Source organism: Larkinella rosea (genome assembly GCF_003858635.1).
Classification (GTDB): domain Bacteria; phylum Bacteroidota; class Bacteroidia; order Cytophagales; family Spirosomataceae; genus Larkinella; species Larkinella rosea.
Map to the genome: position 1 here is coordinate 1,639,209 of NZ_RQJO01000008.1, position 19,046 is coordinate 1,658,254.

General features: G+C 50.4%; 16 protein-coding genes. 12 read left to right on the forward strand and 4 right to left on the reverse strand.

What is annotated here, in order from left to right; all coding sequences use genetic code 11:
• Positions 1-66 precede the first annotated feature (66 nt).
• Positions 67-1,407, reverse strand: coding sequence for an Nramp family divalent metal transporter (locus tag EHT25_RS15405; protein ID WP_229311552.1), 1,341 nt, complete (start codon positions 1,405-1,407; stop codon positions 67-69).
• Positions 1,408-1,613: 206 nt separating this feature from the next.
• Between EHT25_RS15405 and EHT25_RS15410 the strand changes: the two genes are divergently transcribed.
• The 10 genes from EHT25_RS15410 to EHT25_RS15455 all read left to right on the forward strand — a co-directional run bounded on the left by EHT25_RS15410 (position 1,614) and on the right by EHT25_RS15455 (position 13,619).
• Positions 1,614-2,267 carry a metal-dependent transcriptional regulator gene (locus EHT25_RS15410; protein ID WP_124875954.1) on the forward strand — a complete coding sequence of 218 codons (654 nt, stop codon included), beginning with the start codon at positions 1,614-1,616 and terminating at the stop codon, positions 2,265-2,267.
• A 31-nt stretch (positions 2,268-2,298) separates the two neighbouring features.
• The gene (locus EHT25_RS15415) at positions 2,299-3,375 is read left to right on the forward strand and encodes an LptF/LptG family permease (RefSeq protein ID WP_124875955.1); all 1,077 of its coding nucleotides are present in this window, start codon (positions 2,299-2,301) and stop codon (positions 3,373-3,375) included.
• Positions 3,376-3,448: 73 nt separating this feature from the next.
• Complete coding sequence (locus tag EHT25_RS15420; protein WP_124875956.1) at positions 3,449-4,354, forward strand: DMT family transporter; 906 nt, start codon at positions 3,449-3,451, stop codon at positions 4,352-4,354.
• 45 nt (positions 4,355-4,399) lie between these two features.
• Complete coding sequence (locus EHT25_RS15425; protein ID WP_124875957.1) at positions 4,400-5,848, forward strand: DUF6056 family protein; 1,449 nt, start codon at positions 4,400-4,402, stop codon at positions 5,846-5,848.
• 267 nt (positions 5,849-6,115) lie between these two features.
• The gene (locus tag EHT25_RS15430; RefSeq protein WP_374756162.1) at positions 6,116-7,000 is read left to right on the forward strand and encodes a glycosyltransferase; all 885 of its coding nucleotides are present in this window, start codon (positions 6,116-6,118) and stop codon (positions 6,998-7,000) included.
• Between the two features lie 91 nt (positions 7,001-7,091).
• Entirely contained in the window at positions 7,092-8,825 is a 1,734-nt protein-coding gene (locus EHT25_RS15435) for a hypothetical protein (RefSeq protein WP_124875959.1), read from the forward strand.
• A gap of 49 nt (positions 8,826-8,874) precedes the next feature.
• On the forward strand, positions 8,875-9,822 hold the full coding sequence (locus EHT25_RS15440; protein ID WP_124875960.1) for a glycosyltransferase family 2 protein: 948 nt from the start codon (positions 8,875-8,877) through the stop codon (positions 9,820-9,822).
• A gap of 116 nt (positions 9,823-9,938) precedes the next feature.
• Positions 9,939-11,438: an MBOAT family O-acyltransferase gene (locus EHT25_RS15445; RefSeq protein WP_124875961.1), complete on the forward strand. Its 1,500-nt coding sequence runs from the start codon at positions 9,939-9,941 to the stop codon at positions 11,436-11,438.
• Positions 11,439-11,468: 30 nt separating this feature from the next.
• Positions 11,469-12,092, forward strand: coding sequence for a Uma2 family endonuclease (locus tag EHT25_RS15450; RefSeq protein ID WP_124875962.1), 624 nt, complete (start codon positions 11,469-11,471; stop codon positions 12,090-12,092).
• Between the two features lie 54 nt (positions 12,093-12,146).
• Complete coding sequence (locus tag EHT25_RS15455) at positions 12,147-13,619, forward strand: GDSL-type esterase/lipase family protein (protein ID WP_124875963.1); 1,473 nt, start codon at positions 12,147-12,149, stop codon at positions 13,617-13,619.
• Positions 13,620-13,634: 15 nt separating this feature from the next.
• Here EHT25_RS15455 and EHT25_RS15460 read toward each other — a convergent pair whose 3' ends face one another.
• From EHT25_RS15460 to prmC, 3 genes are all read right to left on the reverse strand, one after another.
• The gene (locus tag EHT25_RS15460; protein ID WP_124875964.1) at positions 13,635-13,844 is read right to left on the reverse strand and encodes a hypothetical protein; all 210 of its coding nucleotides are present in this window, start codon (positions 13,842-13,844) and stop codon (positions 13,635-13,637) included.
• A gap of 261 nt (positions 13,845-14,105) precedes the next feature.
• Positions 14,106-15,080 (reverse strand): AAA family ATPase, encoded by a 975-nt coding sequence (locus EHT25_RS15465; RefSeq protein ID WP_124875965.1) that lies wholly within the window; start codon positions 15,078-15,080, stop codon positions 14,106-14,108.
• A 62-nt stretch (positions 15,081-15,142) separates the two neighbouring features.
• Positions 15,143-15,988, reverse strand: a complete 846-nt coding sequence (gene prmC / locus EHT25_RS15470) for a peptide chain release factor N(5)-glutamine methyltransferase (RefSeq protein WP_124875966.1) — start codon at positions 15,986-15,988, stop codon at positions 15,143-15,145.
• A 104-nt stretch (positions 15,989-16,092) separates the two neighbouring features.
• Here prmC and ribD point away from each other — a divergent pair, with 104 nt between their 5' ends.
• On the forward strand, positions 16,093-17,124 hold the full coding sequence (ribD, locus tag EHT25_RS15475) for a bifunctional diaminohydroxyphosphoribosylaminopyrimidine deaminase/5-amino-6-(5-phosphoribosylamino)uracil reductase RibD (protein WP_124876149.1): 1,032 nt from the start codon (positions 16,093-16,095) through the stop codon (positions 17,122-17,124).
• A gap of 152 nt (positions 17,125-17,276) precedes the next feature.
• Positions 17,277-19,046, forward strand: coding sequence for an L-lactate permease (locus tag EHT25_RS15480; protein WP_124875967.1), 1,770 nt, complete (start codon positions 17,277-17,279; stop codon positions 19,044-19,046).

Genomic DNA, 19,046 nt, shown 5'->3' on the forward strand with positions numbered 1-19,046 from the left:
GTTCCTTCTTCCCTTTTCACCTTTCTCCTTTCCCACTTTTTTTATTTTATATCCCGGTTTTCTCCATTAAATGGTCCCGGCCAGCAGAACGACGTTCAAAACAATGATCAATCCGGCCACCGCCCAACTCAGAACGGTCATCCAGCGGGGATTGACAAAAACGCCCATTTTTAATTTGTCACTGGTGAACAAAACCAGCGGCACGACTGCGAAACTCAGTTGAATGGACAGAATTACCTGGCTGAAAACCAGCAACTCCGAGGTGCCGTGTTCGCCGTATAAAACCGTTACGACCAGGGCCGGAACAATGGCGATCAGGCGGGTGATGAGCCGACGGAGCCAGGGTTTTAGCCGGATGTTCAGAAAACCTTCCATCACGATCTGCCCCGCCAGCGTGCCGGTTAAAGTGGAGTTTTGCCCCGAAGCCAGCAGGGCGACCGCAAACACCACACTGGCCAGGGTGGCTCCCAGCAGCGGATCGAGCAGGCGGTGGGCGTCGGTGATATCCGCTACCTGGTGGTTTCCGGAGCTGTGGAAGGCCGCAGCCGACAGAATCAGAATGGCTGCGTTGATGAAAAAAGCCAGAAACAACGACAGCGTAGAGTCGATGGTCGCAAATTTGATGGCGTTCCGGCGACCGCTTTCGGTTTGGGCAAAATCGCGGGTTTGCACAATGCTGGAATGCAGGTATAGGTTGTGCGGCATGACCGTTGCGCCCAGAATACCGATAGCGATGTACAGCATATCGGGATTGGTAATGACTTCTTTTTGCGGAATTAGACCGTTCAGTACGGCGGCAATGGCGGGCTGAGCCAGCAAAATTTCGTAGGCGAAGCAAAGCAAAATGACAAAAATCAGGGCACCAACGATGCTTTCAAGCCAGCGGAAACCTTTGTGTTGAAGATACAGCAATACCAGAACGTCCAATGCGGTGATACAAACACCCACCGTCAGCGGAATACCGAACAACAGATTCAAGGCAATGGCCGATCCGATGACTTCTGCCAGATCGCAGGCTGCAATTGCAATTTCACACAAAATCCAGAGCGCAATGGAAACCGGTCGGCTGTAATGATCGCGGCAAGCCTGCGCCAGATCGCGGCCTGTTGCAATTCCGAGCTTAAGCGAAAGGTGTTGCAACAGCATCGCAAAGAGGTTGGAAATCAGGATAACCGATAATAGAGTATAACCAAACCGTGAGCCACCGGCGATGTCGGTTGCCCAGTTGCCGGGGTCCATATACCCAACGGCAACCATTAGACCCGGGCCGGCAAAAGCCATCAGCCGCTTAAAAAACGAGCCGGATTCCGAAACCGGAATACTCGCGTGAACTTCGGGTAATGATTTGGTTAGATTATCGGATTTCCATCCCTGTCCCATTCTTGTGGTCGGTTCATTCGTTACCATAGCGTTAGACTGCTACAACAATATTCTTCTAATTAACGAAACAAATGTATCAAATGTTTCTAAATAATAATTTAGGCTTGTCTAAAAATTTTTTGAACCGCAATAAAAATCTAAATTTGTGGGTAGGAATATCAGATGAATGACTCATCGATCGTTCCTGAATTAGTCAATAGCGAATGGACCGGTTGCAAATCCGTCCGAAACCAATGCATTCATTCACGGAAGAAAATTATCTGAAGACCATTTATTACCTGTCTGCCCGTCAGGAAGGGGAGGTAACAACCAATTCGCTGGCCGAAATGACGGCTACGAAAGCGGCTTCGGTGTCGGATATGTTGCGGAAACTGGCGGAGAAGCAGCTGATTCATTATAAAAAATACCAGGGTGTCCGGCTTACGGAGGAGGGCGAACGGCTGGCGTTGAAAGTGATCCGGCGGCACCGGATCTGGGAAGTGTTTCTGTCCGAAAAACTGGGTTTTGGCTGGGATGAAGTCCACGAAATGGCCGAAGAATTGGAGCACATCCGTTCGGAGGAGCTGGTTCAAAAGCTGGATGCTTTTTTGGGATACCCCCAGTTCGACCCCCACGGCGACCCGATCCCGAGCCCGGCGGGACACATGCCAGCGGTTGAATACTCCAAATTATCGGAGGTGACGATTGGCGAAGAAGTGCAGGTGATGGGCGTCCTGGAACATTCGCCGGAATTTCTTCAACATCTCGACAAAACCGGTCTGAACCTGGGCTGCCGGGTACTGGTGCAGGACGTCAATGTGTTTGATAAATCCGTTTCGGTACAGATTAATCACGAAAAAACGTTGTTCGTTAGTAATGAAGTGGCCCGGAATTTATTAGTCAATTAGCCGGTGGCCGGTCTGACTCTAACAAATTGGCATGAAACTCCTCGATTGGTATATTTTAAAACGGTTTTTGCTGACGTACCTCTTTGTCGTAATGGTCATCGTTCTGATCGTTTGCGTGGTGGATTACACCGAAAAAGTAGACGATTTTTACAAACACAAAGCACCCGGCGACAAAATCCTGTTTGATTACTACCTCAATTTCATTCCGTACTGGGCCAATTACATCAGCCCGCTGATGGTGTTCATCGCTACGGTTTTCATGACTTCCCGGCTGGCAGCCAAATCGGAGATTATCGCCATGCTGAGCAGCGGCATGAGCTTTGTGCGGTTGCTGGTACCGTTCGGTATGGGTGCATTGGTTCTCAGTATCATAACTTATTTTCTGGTGGGCTGGGTGGTGCCGAGAGCCAACCAGACCCGGATTGCTTTCGAGCTGAAATATACCAAGGATCCGTACACCTATTCGGGCCGGAATATCCATATCAAGGTAGCTCCCAATGTGTACGCCTACCTGGAAAGCTATAATAATCAGAGTAATACGGGTTACAAATTCACCCTTGAAAAGGTGAAAGGGAATCAGCTGCTGCAAAAAATGGCGGGCGACCGCATTGAATGGAGTCCGCAAAAAAAGAAGTGGACGGTTTATGATTATAACGTTCGGACGATCAACGGTTTACAGGAAACACTCACGCCCGGAACCAAAGTCGATACGTTATTAAATCTATATCCCTCGGATTTTGACAGCGATTTCAGCCTGTATGAAACGTTTACGTTTTCGGAACTGGATAATTACATCGATTTGCTCAGTAGCCGGGGGGCCGACGGGGTCGAAACGTATCTGCTGGAGAAATACTCCCGGCAGACGCGCCCGTTTGCCATTATTATTTTGACCGCGATCGGTGTCATTATGTCGGCCCGGAAAAGCCGTCGGGGCGTTGGCTGGCAGGTCGCACTGGGTTTTGTGCTGGCGTTTGTGTATCTGCTTTTTTTCATGCTGGCCAAAGGCATTGCCGAGTCGGGCAATCTGAATCCAATTGTCGCAGTCTGGTTGCCAAATATCGTTTTTACGGCTATTGGCGTGCTTTTATACAACACGATTCCCCGTTAACGTACCCACGGACGGAAGTCCGTGATTTATGATTATTAAAAAGAAAATCACGGACTTCCGTCCGTGGGTACGTATGAACCGACCCACCACTACTGATTACCTGCATCTGCATTTTCTGGTACTGATTTGGGGGTTTACAGCCATCCTGGGCCTGTTGATTTCCGTATCGGCCCTGACATTGGTTGTTTATCGCACGTTGCTGGCGGCAGTCGGCCTGGGCGTTTTACTGTACGTGCAGAAGAAGATGGCGCCGGTTTCGCCGGGCGACCGGCTGAAATTACTGGCCACCGGTTTGGTAATTGCCTTACACTGGGCGCTCTTTTTCGAAGCTGCGCGGGTGGCCAATGCGTCGGTCTGCCTGGCGGGCATGGCGACAGGATCGTTGTGGACGAGTTTGCTGGAGCCGCTTTTTTTTCGGAGACGCCTGCGCCTGGTCGAAGTGGTGCTGGGCATTGTTGTGATGGCGGGTCTTTATCTGATTTTTCGCTTTGAAATCGACCGGGCAGTGGGCTTGTTGATGGCGGTTTTCTCGGCGATGCTGGCGTCTATTTTTACGATTATCAACAGCCGGTTTACGCGACACTATCCGGCCATGACCATTACCTTTTACGAAATGTCGGGCGCATTTGGTAGTTCACTGCTGTTTCTGGGGTTATATTTGGCGTTTGGTTTGGAAAAACCGTCGGCGTTATGGCCCCGGCCTGCCGACTGGCTGTGGATCTCGATTCTGGCCTTTGTCTGTACGGTTTATGCCTATTCGGCTTCGGTGTGGCTGATGCGCAAGTTTTCGGCATTCGCAATCAATCTGACCGTCAATCTGGAACCGGTCTACGGCATCATGCTGGCGTGGCTGTTTTTTGGCGACCGCGAACGGATGACCGGCGGTTTTTACATCGGAACATTGATTATTCTGATTGCCGTGCTGGCTTATCCGGCTCTGAATCGGAAAATGGATAAAAAATACACCATTCAATCTTAAAAAGAAGAATTCAGCACACGCGCTGTGTAACTAATTTTTGAACTGATGAATCAACTGGTTACGCCCAATAAATTCGTTTTTTTACTGATCATCGGTTTTTTCCTGCTGGCCGCTTTTCCACTCATTGCCCTGTCCTTTTATAACCAGCCGTCGCTCGTCGATGACTTTTGTTTTGCGGATACAGCCCGTAAATTTGGTGTCTGGCAGGCCCAGCAATTTTATTACGATGGCTGGACGGGGCGGTATTTCCATAATCTGATGGTGCACACGGGCCCACTGGTTTGGGAATGGTACAACGCCTACACCGTGTTTCCGATTCTGCTGCTGCTGTTGCTCTGGCTGGGTTTTTACTACGTTTTGCGCCAACTGGCCCAGCTGGTTCTGACGCAAACCGAATTGGTTATTTCGGCTACGGCGGCCACGTTTCTGTTTATTTCCCAGCTTGTTTCGCTCCCGGAATTCTTTTTCTGGTATCCCGGTTTGGCCTGTTATTCGGTTTCCTGCGTTTGTTTTTTATTTTTAGTTGGCGTACTGGTCGCGCATGACCGGATTCAGTTTCGCCTGAGTGCAGCCTTCCTGCTGGTCGAATCGCTGCTGGTCGCAGTCATCATCGGTTCCAGCGAAACCAGCATGATTATGGCAATGGCTTTGTTGGGGACGGTTTTGTTCGGGTTATTGATTTATCGCCGAAAACTTCCGGTTTCCCTGTTAATACTATTCGCAATTGCCTGTATTTGCTGTTTTTACCTGATTAAAGCCCCCGGAAATGCCGTTCGGATGGGCGGAAACAAACAAAGCCAGGATATCCTGTTCTCCCTAACGGCAACCTTCAGGTACTGTTTGATTTACTTCCCGAAGCAGTTTATTCAAACTCCGCTGGTGCCCATTTCGCTCCTTTTCCTACCGATCGCTTACCGGTTAACCGACCCGCACAATCCCAGCCGCCGTTACTTCGATATCCACCCGTTACTGGCGGTGGGGCCTTATGTCGGGCTACTGTTTGTGTTGACTATGCTCCATTTCTGGGCAGTGGGCGTTCAGCCGGTTCCCCGTTTGCTGAATTCGGTGAATCTGATCCTGACGGTAGGCTGGTTTTATAATCTGACGGTTTGGGTTCGGGCGGTGCGGCAGACCGGCAGTGGTTTTTCGTTCCTGACTCATTACCAGTGGATTGTTGTAGGCGCAGTTGCGGTAGCCCTGGTTTTTGTAACGTATCGCAACCCCAATTTGCGCCTGGCCTACAATGATTTGCGATCCGGGAAGGCCAGGGAATACCATGATGCCGTCGATAAGCGATACGCATTAATGGCCAGCAGTCCCAGCGATGTTGTGGAACTGGGGCCGTTACCGGCCAATCCCTATTCGCTGGTTCTGGGCGATCTCAACGTTGACTCCGGGAGCCTCTGGAACCGGTGCTGGGCCAGTTATTACCATAAGAAAGGTGTTCGGCTCACGGCACCCTCGGAAGTTGAACTGCGGAATACCCCGCATTGAGCGGGAGTCACTCCGGATTTTAGCCGGCAAACCGCCAGCCGTGAAAACCGGTAGCGGTTTTGAAAGGGCCGAATTCGAAACCGTAGAATAACCGTACGAATAAAGTGCCGTGGCCCAATAGTCGCAAGTCCACGATAATGTCCTATTTTTGTTGCGCCGTTCTTCATGTTATAAATCGACTGTACGTTGACCGAACTATCCACTCCTGCTGACCGCATTAATATAATTATTCCACTTTTTAATGATTGGGAGGCCGTTAGTCTGCTGTTGGACAAAATCGTTGCAACGGTCGAGCCCGCCATTCGGCAGCGGTTTCATTTTCTGATTGTCGACGATTGTTCAGTAACGAATTACCAGCAATTGCCGATGAATACGGGACAAAGCCTGTCGATTCTGCGGTTGTGGCGGAATGTGGGCCATCAGAAAGCCATCGCGCTGGGGCTATCTTACCTGGCCGACCAGCCGGAAGCGTACACCACCATCGTAATGGATTCTGACGGAGAGGATAAACCGGAGGATATCGCCCGGTTGTTGGACGCATCACTGAACACGCCCGGACAGATTATCTTCGCCCACCGTACCAAACGACAGGAAAGCCGGTTATTCAAAACCTTTTACCAGATTTATAAAACCGTATTCAAACTGCTGACGGGGAAGGCCATTACCTTTGGCAATTTCAGCGCCATTCCCCCCACGCTGCTCCGAAAACTGGCGCACGTCTCCGACATCTGGAACAACTACCCCGGCGGGGTCATTCGCTCGCGGCTTCCGTACCGATCCATTCCGCTCGAGCGCGGGCTGCGGTTGGCGGGGCAGTCCAAAATGAATTTTGTGTCGTTGATTCTTCACGGCCTGAGTGCGATTGCGGTGTTGATGGAGGCCACCGCCGTGCGCATTTTTCTGTTTTGCATCATCACCGCGTCCATCTCCTCGGCTGCGATCGCCATTGTGGTTTTGTTGCGGTTTACGGGTCAGTGGACCATTTCGGGCTGGGCCAGTTATATTGTTTTTTCGTTGTTCATCGTCATTTTACAGGCCTTCCTGATTTCCCTGTTGCTGGTATTTATCGTATTGACGTACCGAACGCAATCGCATTTTATCCCGGCCAAACAGTACAAAGATTTTATCGAACGGGTAGAGGTGGTGTATTGATTCGGAACGGGTAGAAATGGACGGGAACCGCCCGAACCGGTGGTAGGAGCCAGTCGGCTACGAAGAGTTCCAGTCCACATTGTAACGAACTATGATTCAGGTTTCCGCGTGGCTTCGGAGAATTTCTCCGGTATTGGTTGCTTTTCCGATGGTCTGCTTTCTGGCACTGGTGCTCATCTTTGCCGATAATATTCCCTGGATGGATGATTTGCAGGCTTTTATCGAGTTTTTGATTGAGTATACGGCCGCCGATTCCTTTGCGGAGAAACTGCACTGGCTACTGGTTCCGAACAACGAACACCGGATTGTGTTTGCCAAACTGACCACGGTGTTCTTCTACAAACTGACGGGAACGCTCAATTTTCGGTGGCTGATTCTGGTCGGATTCGGCTGTTTGCTGGCGCTGTTACTGGTTTTATTCCGAATTTTCCGAACGCTTTACCTGCCGTTACTGGCCTTTCTGCCGGTTACCTTCGTGCTGTTCCAACCACAATACCGGCTGACCAGCTTCTGGGCCATTACGGCTTTACAACATCAGGTGGTTCCCATGCTGGCCCTTTGGGCGATCTATTTATTGGCCAACGCAAACCGCCCGACGGTTTTTTCGGTGCGGTTTTTCGGCGCTATTGGATTGCAGTTACTGGTTTCATTTTCAAACAGTAACGGTTTGTTTGGCTGGGTAGCCGGAGCCGCCGTTTTGTTGGTGCAATGGCGTCTGGAAGGAACGAATTTCCTGTGGCGACTCGTCATCTGGATCGGTTTAGGCGTTTTGGCCATTCTCTTTTATTTCCACGATTTTGCCAATTTGCAGGGCAATGAAAGCAGTCTGTCGTTTTTACTGAAAAATCCCCATCTGGTCTTTTTTGCTTTTTTTACATTCCTGGGCGGTTTGTTTGATTTCTTTCCCACCCAGGGAATCGTTGTCCGCAGTATTTTGCCCACCGCTGCCGGAATGACGCTCGTCGCAATCCTGTTCGGGCTGTTCAAAACGACACTTTTACCCAGCCTGTGGCAACGAAACCGAAAACCGGTGGATCTGAAGCTGAATCACCGGCGCTACTTTTTTGTAGGTGCATACGTTTTTTTGCTGGTCAATGCGGTCGTCATTGCGGTTTTAAGACCCCGGTTTGGCTACGACGTCATGCTGATCAGCAATTACATGATCTACCCGGCGCTGTTTGTTATCTTGCTGTATCTGAACCTGTTGAGTGAAACCAGAAATCCGGAACGCCGGAAGCAGTGGATGATGGGGGGCATCGGTTTGGGGGCGCTCGTTTGGGTAGTTATGTATTTTTATCATCTGCCACCGTTGGGTGCCCAAAAGCTCATTCGGCAGACCTCGGTTTTCAATCAGAAACACAATGATCTTGGATTTGGAGCCATCATCGGTTCTGCATACGCAAAAGCCATTAGTCAATGGATGCACATGTCGACACAAAAAGGCTTCTATTCCTATCCGGAAAATACCTTTTATGCCCCCTACGAACAAACCTTGCTGAAACCGGTTCCTCCCGCCGACTCTTCTTTTCACCTGCTGGTGCAGGAATCGGCGGACGAGTTTCGGGTGATCACCAACGACTGGCCCTTGCCCGCCGGAATCGACGACGCTTGCATCATTGTCAAATCAGACCAGCATACCTACCTGTTTCCGGCCGAAAACCTGTTTTTCCCGGTTCAGTATTACCTGAAACGCCGAATGCCGAATGTCAGCGCCCGCGTGCTCAAATCGTTTCTGTATCCGGGTACTTATCAACTCGGACTTCTGATCGTTCCAAATGGAAAAGCTGACATCCGGTTTTCGAATCAATTTTTAAACGTTCGGTAAGTGAACACAAAAATGTAATTTTGTGCACTCCAATCAACTACCATACACTTTGTCTGAACCACTCATTTCGATTGTCGCTCCACTTTACAACGAACGGGAATCGTTTCCACACCTTGTTTCGCGGCTGAATGCCCTGATGGACAGTTCTCCGCTTTCCATCGAAGTCGTCCTGATCGACGATGGTAGCCGCGACAATACCGCTCAATTGATGCAGCAACTGGCCTTGACGGACGAACGGTACCAATGCGTTTTTCTGGCCCGAAACTACGGCCACCAGATTGCGCTGACGGCCGGAATGGCTGCTGCGAAAGGTACCGAAGCCCTGTTTATCATCGATGGCGACTTGCAGGACCCCCCCGAATTGCTAGGTGAATTTTACGCCAAATTTCAGGAAGGATACGATGTGGTTTACGCCGTTCGGAAAAAACGGAAGGAGGGCTTTTTCAAGAAAACCGCCTATTTCCTGTTTTACCGGTTTATGAAAACCATTTCCTACGTCGATATTCCGCTCGATAGCGGAGATTTTTCGCTGATCAGCCGCCGGGTGGCCAACGTCCTCAATCAGATGCCCGAAGAAAGCCGCTTCATTCGCGGCATGCGCAGCTGGATTGGGTTCAAACAGATTGGCGTGGAATACGAGCGCGATGCCCGCGTGGCCGGAGACGCCAAATACACGTTTAAAATGCTGCGTCGACTGGCCTATAACGGCATTTTTAACTTCAGTGAATTCCCGATCAAGTTTGTGACCAATCTGGGCATGATTTCCATTGGGATTGCTTTTTTGTATTTTATCCAGGTACTGATCAAAAAATATTTCTTCGGCGGTGTACCGGAAGGTTTCACCGCCTTGCTGTTTACCATCATTCTTTTCGGCGGTATTCAGTTGATCGGCTTAGGATTAATCGGTGAATACGTACTGCGGATTTTCTTCCAGAGCAAAGGCCGTCCGCTGTACATCGTCCGGGAAATCATACGAAAGAAAGAACGCCAGTCATGATTGTGCGATTGACCATTGACGACGGACCATTGACCATAGACAAAAACCAGGAATACCGCTTGTCTATGGTCAATGGTCCGTCGTCAATGGTCAATTCTCTCTAATCTACTATCTTAATGCTATTCAATTCGCTCCAGTTCTTATTGTTTTTTATCGTCGTAACGCTGGCGTATTACAGCCTGCCGTGGCGCGGAAGATGGGTATTGTTGCTGTTGGCCAGTTGTTATTTTTACATGGTCTTCAAGCCGAGTTACATCCTGATTCTGTTTCTGACCATCGTTATCGACTACTACGCCGGGATCTGGCTGGAGCGAACCCAACCCGGTTCTGCGCGAAAATGGCTGCTGATAATCAGTCTGATTTCCAATATCGGTATTCTGGCGTTCTTTAAATATTTTGGATTTTTCACAGATAGCCTCGTCTGGTTGCTCGAACAGGCCAACCAGGATGGCCTGGCCCAACTCGTCAACCAAAAGGCCATTGGCCTGCTCAATAAAGTACTGACACTGTTCGGTCAGCCAAACACCACTTCGTTTGGCATCGTCGATGCGATTTTGCCGATCGGTTTGTCGTTTCATACCTTTCAGGCGATGAGCTACACGATCGAGGTCTATCGCGGCAACCAGAAAGCCGAACACCATTTTGGGATTTACGCGCTCTACGTGATGTTTTACCCGCAATTGGTCGCCGGGCCGATCGAACGTCCGCAGAACGTTTTACACCAGTTTCACACCCACTTTCATTTCAGTTTCGAGAATCTGAAAGCCGGTTTGATGCAAATGGCGTTCGGTTTTTTCAAGAAAGTGGTCATCGCCGACCGCATGGCCGAGATTGTTAGTCATGCCTACGATCATCCTCTGCAGCAGAACGGCCTTACGCTGCTGGTGGCAACCCTGGCTTTCACCATCCAGATTTACTGCGATTTCTCGGGCTATTCCGACATTGCCATCGGAGCCGCCCGCACGATGGGATTTACGTTGATGGACAATTTCAAGACGCCCTATTTTTCCCGTTCCATCACCGAATTCTGGCGACGCTGGCACATCTCGCTTTCCACTTGGTTTCGCGATTACCTCTACATTCCGCTTGGCGGCAACCGGGTTAGTCCGTCACGGCGGTATCTGAATGTATTTATTGTGTTCTTAGTCAGTGGATTATGGCACGGTGCCAGCTGGAACTACATCATCTGGGGCGGTTTACACGGCGCCTATCAACTCCTGGCGGGCTGGCGCGATAAAGCACTGCTGAAAGCGGGCATCAAATTGCCGGAGGAAAATAAGCTGTACCAACTGCTGCAACTCATGTTGACCTTTGCACTGGTCATGCTGACGTGGGTGTTCTTCCGGAACCACAAAGCCCCGGTCGAAAATGCCTTTCACATTCTTGGAAAAATCATCTTCACGCCTTTCGACGGCCCGCTCAGCACGCCTTTCAATTCCGTTGAAATGTGGTTTTGTGTTTTGCTGGTAGCGGTTTTGTTCGTGAAGGAGAAATTCTACCTAACCATTCCGACGCGCAATACCGGTTTATTCTTCGTGCTGTTTCCGCTAATCTGTTTCCTCTCGTACCTGTTCGGCGTCTTCACCTCGAACCAATTCATCTATTTCCAGTTTTAAATCGTTATTTTTGACTAAATCAACGATCATATGGAAACACTGCCAATCCCTGCACCAGCAGCAGTAGACGACGAAACGGGAAGAATCTCGTTCTGGTTTCGGCAGATCAACACCCAGGAAGAGTTCTATAATTTCTGTCAGGATAACGCCAACTACCGGTTTGAGCGTGATGCCGACGGTCTGATCATTGTTATGCCTAACACCGGAGGAAAAACAGGCTCTCTGAATTCAGAGATAAATACTGATGTAACAATTTGGAATCGTCAGAAGAAAAATGGTCGTGTATTTGATTCGTCGACTCCTTTTTACTTACCCGACGGCAGCACGCGCTCACCGGACGTTGCCTGGGTTCATTCAGAGCGTTGGAATAAACTTACCGAACGCGAGCAGGAGCAATTTCCGCCCATTTGCCCTGATTTTGTCATTGAATTGGTATCGGCTACTGATTCGTTAAAAGTAGCTAAAAGCAAGATGTCGGACGTTTGGATTGCCAACGGTTGCCGATTGGCCTGGCTGATCGATCCCAAAACAGCCACTACCTATATTTTTCGAGCCAACGGGGAGATTCAGATTGTCAGCGGTTTTGATAAAGTGTTGTCGGGTGAAGAGGTGTTGCCCGGTTTTGAACTGGAATTGGCAAATTACACGAAATAAAGAGTAGGATCAGTGCTTTGACGACTCTCCTGTCCACAAGCACTGATTACGGAAATGAAGAAAAACCGCTCCGCCAGCCTTCTCGCACAGTTCTTTTTACTAACACTCCTGATTTGGGTTTCGGCCAACGCCAGATTGCTGGCGCAGGAACCGCGTTTCGAATCGGAAATCAAGGCGTACGAAGCCAGGGCGGTCAATGATCCGCCCGTTCCCGGTTCCACGTTCTTTGTCGGAAGTTCGACCTGGCGGCTCTGGGGGCCAGCGCTGGAGGGGGATTTCAGTCGGTTTAGTCCGGTAAACCGGGGATTCGGCGGAGCTACCATCCCGGATGTGCTGCGGGTCATGGATCGGATCATTCTGCCGTCTCGCCCCGCCCGCATCGTTTTTTCCTGCGGAGGCAATGATCTGGCTGCTGGGGATGCACCTGAAACCGCCGTCAAAAACTTCAAGACGTTTCTGGCACGTCTCTGGAAAGAAAATCCGTTGGCCGAAGTCTATTTCATTTCAAACCGCCATTCACCGGCCCGGGAAAAATTCAGGAAACAGGGCGATCAATTCAACAAGCAAATCAAAAAACTGTCCGAAAAAATCGACGGACTGTATTACATCGACGTCGTTCCGTTGACGGATGGCAAAGACCGCTCCAGCCTGTTTTTAGCCGACGGCCTTCACCTAAATCGGGAGGGTCAGCAACGCTGGATACCGGTTATTACCGCCGAACTGGAAAAGCGGGAGCAGTCTCGAACCAAGCCGAATCTCAATGACCTGTTGCGAAAACGGATTGCTGCGGGTGTTTTTAACGCATCAGAAACCGCTTCGGCCGCGGAACAAAAGCTGAATATTGTTTTCATCGGAAACAGCATTACAGCGGGTGCCGGATTGAAAGACCGGCAAACCGAAGCGCCACCGGTTCTGGCGACGGCGTATCTGAAACAACAGGCTGGGATTGAGAATGTCGCCTTTTCCAATCAGGGCGTGGGCGGTTACACGATCGTTGATTTTCTGCCCGTGACCAACAAATCATTTCCCAAAGTGGCGCTGGCTGCGGAAACCTTCCGGAAAGAAACCGGTCAACTGGTTTTTTCCATTATTCTCGGTACGAACGACAGCGCCATGCAGGGGCCCAACGGTTCGCCCGTTTCGCCGGATTCGTACCGCGCCAACCTGAAAACCATTGCCGACACTTTACTGAAAGCCAATCCGGGCTGCAAGCTGGTTTTCCATCATCCGATCTGGTACAGTCCAACTACGTATAACCGGTCGAAATACCTGCAGGAAGGACTGGATCGGCTGCAAACGTACTTTCCCCAAATCGACGGACTGGTCGCGGATTACGACAAAACCCATCCGGAGCAGGTGTACGTAGGCGATACGCAGGGATTCAACTATTTCAAAACGCATTATTTGACTGATTTCCAGCATGAAACCGGTCAGCAGGGAACGTTCTTTCTGCATCCCAACAAACAGGGATCAGCAACGCTGGGTGTTTTCTGGGGTGAAGCGATTCGGAAGGCGGTGCAGAGGTAGTTAAGCACAATTCGTTTACTGGTCATACTCATCGAAATGCTCCGTCGAGCGAACCATCACTTTATCAAAGAAAGCCTGAGCAGTTTGGGGAGAAATCGATGAAACTGGAGAAATGACCGATCGCACGATGGCATTAATTTCGACTTCCTGATTATCCAATACTGACGGAAGCGGAACGAAAATTCCGCCGTTTCGCACACGCTCTTTTAGGCGAATTGAAACCATAGCCTCTCTTTTTTTATTCAAGAATTGGTAGATTATTGGCCGCTTAGCGGTTGAATGTTTGTAGAAAAGTCGGTTTTTTCGGGTATTAGCGTGCCTTTAGGTACGCAATTAGTTGAGGTTGCGCACCTAAAGGCGCGCTAAAAGCCAGGTGGCTATCAGAGCTACAAACATATCGTGCCGATGGCACTAAATCGACTCATTACCACCTATTAAGTTTCCTGACGTTTTCAATTTACGAAAAATAACAGCAGAAAGTGCCTATTACCGCCCAATTGCCACTTTCCGCAAAATCGAATCGATGATCTGCAAGGTCGTGACGCCGTCGGCTTCGGCTTCGTAGTTTAGCAGAATCCGGTGGTTGAACACGTCGGGGGCGACTTCCTTGATGTCTTCGGGCAATACGTAATCGCGCTGGTCGAAGTAGGCAAGGGCTTTGGCGGCCCGGTTCAGGTTGATGCTGGCGCGGGGCGAAACGCCGTACTGAATATACCGGGCTTCGTCGCGGAGGTTGTAGTCGAGCGGTCGGCGGGTGGCAAAAACCAGTTCGATAATGTACTTCTCGAGGGTTTCCGAAATGGTAATTTTATTGATTTCGTTCTTGATCGCGAAAATGTCTTCCTTGTCCAGAACCGGCTGCACTTCGTAATCGAAATTCAGGTTCGACATCCGGCGCATCACCTCAAGTTCTTCATCTTTCGATAGATAGCCCACAAACACCTTCATCATAAACCGGTCGATCTGGGCTTCCGGCAGCGGATAGGTTCCTTCCTGCTCGACCGGATTTTGAGTGGCCAGCACCAGAAAAGGTTTATCGAGCACGAACGTTTCCTCCCCAATGGTCACCTGTTTTTCCTGCATCGCTTCGAGCAGCGCCGACTGCACTTTGGCGGGCGAGCGGTTGACTTCATCGGCCAGAATGAGGTTGGCAAAAACCGGTCCCTGTTTCACTTCAAAATCGCCCGACTTCTGATTAAAAATCATCGTTCCGATCAAATCAGCCGGAAGCAAATCGGGCGTAAACTGAATTCGCTGGAAATCAAGCTGTAATGCTTTGGCCAGCGTATTGATCGTCAGCGTTTTAGCCAAACCGGGAACGCCTTCCAGCAAAATATGTCCGCCGGTAAACAGGCCGATCAGCAGCCGGTTGAGCAACGCCTGTTGCCCCACAACAACCTTGCTCATCTCGTCGAATACCTGACGAATTTTGGTATGATAGGTAATGTCCGCTGAAGTCATGGAATGAATGAACAAGGAATAATGAACAAGAACGCTGCATCCAGCTCTTCATTATTCATTTATTATTTAACCGCTTTTACAAATCGCTCTTTCCCGTGAATATCCTTGAAAATCTGAACGTTATGGTAATTTCGTTCCTCAAAAACCTGTTGGGTCTGCGGGCCAAACCGCTCGTTGATTTCCACGAAACAGGCTCCACCGATGCTTAGATGCTGCTGACCGAAATCGGCAACGGCTTTATAAAATAGCAGCGGGTCCTGATCCTCTACAAATAACGCCAGATGGGGTTCATACCGCAATACGTTCGTTTCCATATGTTCCGCTTCCGAGAGCGTAACGTACGGCGGATTGCTGACGACGCACTCGAAAAGGCGGTTTTCTTCGCCGACATTCAGAATGTCGCGTTGCTCAAACTCCACGTCGGCCAGCAACGTTTGGGCGTTTAACTGCGCAACTTCCAGCGCTTCCGGCGACAAATCCCAGGCCACTACGGAAGCCTGCGGCAGAAACCGGGCCAGGGTGACGGCGATGCAGCCGCTACCGGTTCCAATGTCGATCATGTTCAATTGCCCGGTTGTTTCGGCATAATCCCGGACGATGAGCCGGATTAGTTCTTCCGTTTCGGGGCGCGGAATCAGAACCGCCGGGGACACCTGAAACTCCAGACCACAAAACTCCGTTGTGCCAATGAGGTGTTGAACGGGTTCGTGGTTGTTGAGCCGCTGAATGAGTTCGTCCCAGTCCGGTTGTGGAGGATTGGTTGGTACCGGTTTTCCGGCCACCACGTCAGTTCGGCGGAGCAAGAGGTAATGTTCCAGCAATAAAAACACGATAGCGCGGGCTTCTTCCGGGCGATAGCCCTTCAATTGCCCCACCAGCGAATCAAATAATGACTTGGCTGTAAGCATGCGGACGTAAAATTTGTGTAAATCTAAGCCTTCATTAAACAGATTTTACGGTTTTTACCGATTTCTTTACGTTGTAGTATATAAACTGTTACTAAAAACCGTTGATCAACGATTTATTGTTCCTGTCGCGCGCCCTGGAACTGGCCGAACGGGGCCGGGGGCACGTCAGCCCGAATCCAATGGTGGGCTGCGTAATCGTGCATAACCAGCGCATCATTGGCGAGGGCTGGCACCGGCAATACGGTGGGCCACACGCCGAAGTTAACGCCGTTCGGTCGGTGACCGATGAGTCGCTGTTGCCCGAATCGACGGTTTATGTGACGCTGGAACCGTGTTCGCATTACGGAAAAACCCCACCCTGCGCCGATCTGCTGATTGCCAAAAAGGTTAAAAAAGTAGTTGTCTGCAATGACGACCCGAATCCATTGGTAGCGGGAAAAGGACTGGCGAAACTGCGGGCCGCCGGAATTGCGGTAGAAACCGGTCTTTTGGCGGAACAGGGCCGGGAGTTGAACCGGCGGTTTTTTACCTTTATCGAACAGCAACGCCCCTATGTGATGCTGAAATGGGCCGAAACCGCCGACGGTTTTTTAGCCCCGCCCGATTTCCGGCCCATTCCGATCAGCGGAGCCTTGTCGCGGCAACTCGTCCACAAATGGCGAACCGAAGAAGACGCCATTCTGGTAGGAACCAATACCGCCCGGCACGACAATCCGCACTTGAACGTCCGGCTCTGGAGCGGACGAAATCCGGTGCGAATCGTAATCGATAAACAGCTTTCGTTACCGACTTCACTGCATCTTTTCGACAATTCACAGCCGACACTTGTTTATTCGATTGTGCCGTCAGAGGCCGAAACCGTCGGCCAGACAAAATACATTCCGTTAGATCCTGCAACGGATTTCTTGCCCCAACTTATTGCCGATTTGTACCAGAAAAAGATTCAATCAGTGATTGTCGAAGGTGGGGCGGTTTTGCTCGAAAGTTTTCTGAGTCAGGGACTTTGGGATGAAGCCCGGATTTTTAAAAGCCCTAAAGTGCTGGGCGATGGGCTGACGGCTCCGCGGATTCGCGGGCGGCTGGTCGATACCGACCGCGTGGGCGACGACTGGCTGATGACCTACAAACCGGTCTGAACCCGCTCGCAGGCCGATTCAAAAAGCCGGGCTATAAGTAAGTGTTTGACCGATTTATCTTTAAGAACGTATGGATTGAACGGCAACGGATTCGTATAATCGGTAACGAGTAATCCTGTTTTTACACTGAACCCATTAACGCTTTCGTATCTATGAAATGGACGCAGGTTATTGATCCGTTTAATAACATTGTTTTGTCCGTGCTGGTCGCGGCAATGCCCATCCTTTTCATTTTCTGGGCGTTGATTATCCGAAAAATGAAGGGCTATCAGGCCAGTTTGATCGCGACGGTTATTGCGGCCCTGATTGCCATTTTCATTTACGGAATGCCGGTGAAACTGGCGGTTTTGTCGTTCAGCCACGGTGCGTTATACGGCTTATTTCCAATCTGCTGGCTGGTCATCATGGCGGTTTTTCTCTTCAACTTAACCGTTAAAAGCGGCCAGTTTGAGATTATCAAGCACTTCATGGCGTCCATTACCTCCGACCGGCGGTTGCAGGCACTCCTCATTGCGTTCTCGTTTGGCTCCTTTCTGGAAGGAACCGCCGGTTTTGGGGCGCCGGTTGCGATCACGGCCGCCATGCTGGTCGGTTTGGGTTTCAATCCGCTGTATGCCTCGGGGATCTGCCTGATTGCCAACACCGCTCCGGTGGCGTTTGGCTCCATCGGGATTCCGATCACGGTGGCTTCGCAGGTGTCTGGTATCCCGGAATTACCGATCTCGCAGATGGTGGGACGCACGCTCCCGATTCTGTCGATCATCCTGCCGTTTTACCTGGTTACGATCATCGCCGGTTTTAAAAAAGCACGGGAAATCATGCCTGCGGTGCTGGTTTCGGGCGTTTCATTCGCCTTTTTGCAATGGTTTTCGTCCAATTATTTAGGGCCTTCCCTGCCCGATGTCATCGCCGGACTGGGCTCTATTGTCGCGCTGATGGTGTTCCTGCGGTTCTGGAAACCCAAAACCGTCTGGCGGTTTGTCAACGAACCCGCTCCAACTTTCAATACGGAGATCAGCTATACGGGCGGACAAATGCTGCGGGCGTGGTCGCCGTTTCTGGTGCTGACAATGATGATTATTGCCTGGGGGATTCAGCCGATCAAGGACGTGCTCAACGCCGTCGGCATGATTCAGTTCGAAGTACCGGGCCTGCACAATGCCATTCAGGGCAAAGACGGCTCTTTATTGCCTAAAGTTTTTAAATTCAACTATTTATCAGCCGCCGGAACTGCCATTCTGGTTGCCAATCTGGTGGTTATACCCCTGATTGGGTTGACGTATGGTGAGGCTACGAAGGTATTTCTCAGCACCTTAAAACAGTTGCGGTTTCCGGTGTTGACCATTGCCGCCGTACTGGGGTTCGCATACATCGTGAATGACTCGGGCATTACGCTCACCCTGGCCGACGCGCTGGCGAATACCGGCAGTTTGTTTCCGTTTTTTGCTCCCGTTCTGGGTTGGCTGGGCGTTTTTATCACCGGTTCCGATACCTCGGCGAATGCCCTGTTTAGTAAACTCCAGTTCGCTACAGCTCAGTCGATTGGCGTTGATCCGGTAGTCACGGTGGCGGCCAACGTGTCGGGTGGGGTGGTCGGTAAAATGATTTCTCCGCAATCGATCGCGGTGGCGGCTGCGGCCGGTGATCTGGTTGGAAAGGAATCGCAGCTATTCCGGTTTACGGTCAAGCACAGTTTTATCATGTTGATCGTCATCTGCTTCATCACACTGGCGCAGGCGTATGTTTTTCAGGGGGTCATTCCGATCTATGAAATGCTGAGCAATCAGAAAACCGTTGTCCTGCCCGACTTGTCAAAAGGCTATACCTATCTTCTGATTCTGGCCGTGGTGCTGATTGCACTGGCATCGGCTATTCTGGTCATTACCAATAAAAAAACGCAAAAGCCGACACTGGTCAATTGA

What these genes read in the sequence shown, in the direction of transcription:
- prmC (WP_124875966.1), bottom strand. Translation starts at nt 15,988, where the DNA reads ATGCTTACAGCCAAGTCATTATTTGATTCGCTGGTGGGGCAATTGAAG.
- EHT25_RS15455 (WP_124875963.1), top strand. Translation starts at nt 12,147, where the DNA reads ATGAAGAAAAACCGCTCCGCCAGCCTTCTCGCACAGTTCTTTTTACTA.
- EHT25_RS15435 (WP_124875959.1), top strand. Translation starts at nt 7,092, where the DNA reads ATGATTCAGGTTTCCGCGTGGCTTCGGAGAATTTCTCCGGTATTGGTT.
- EHT25_RS15465 (WP_124875965.1), bottom strand. Translation starts at nt 15,080, where the DNA reads ATGACTTCAGCGGACATTACCTATCATACCAAAATTCGTCAGGTATTC.
- EHT25_RS15480 (WP_124875967.1), top strand. Translation starts at nt 17,277, where the DNA reads ATGAAATGGACGCAGGTTATTGATCCGTTTAATAACATTGTTTTGTCC.
- EHT25_RS15410 (WP_124875954.1), top strand. Translation starts at nt 1,614, where the DNA reads ATGCATTCATTCACGGAAGAAAATTATCTGAAGACCATTTATTACCTG.
- EHT25_RS15460 (WP_124875964.1), bottom strand. Translation starts at nt 13,844, where the DNA reads ATGGTTTCAATTCGCCTAAAAGAGCGTGTGCGAAACGGCGGAATTTTC.
- EHT25_RS15450 (WP_124875962.1), top strand. Translation starts at nt 11,469, where the DNA reads ATGGAAACACTGCCAATCCCTGCACCAGCAGCAGTAGACGACGAAACG.
- EHT25_RS15415 (WP_124875955.1), top strand. Translation starts at nt 2,299, where the DNA reads ATGAAACTCCTCGATTGGTATATTTTAAAACGGTTTTTGCTGACGTAC.
- EHT25_RS15445 (WP_124875961.1), top strand. Translation starts at nt 9,939, where the DNA reads ATGCTATTCAATTCGCTCCAGTTCTTATTGTTTTTTATCGTCGTAACG.
- EHT25_RS15405 (WP_229311552.1), bottom strand. Translation starts at nt 1,407, where the DNA reads ATGGTAACGAATGAACCGACCACAAGAATGGGACAGGGATGGAAATCC.
- EHT25_RS15425 (WP_124875957.1), top strand. Translation starts at nt 4,400, where the DNA reads ATGAATCAACTGGTTACGCCCAATAAATTCGTTTTTTTACTGATCATC.
- EHT25_RS15420 (WP_124875956.1), top strand. Translation starts at nt 3,449, where the DNA reads ATGAACCGACCCACCACTACTGATTACCTGCATCTGCATTTTCTGGTA.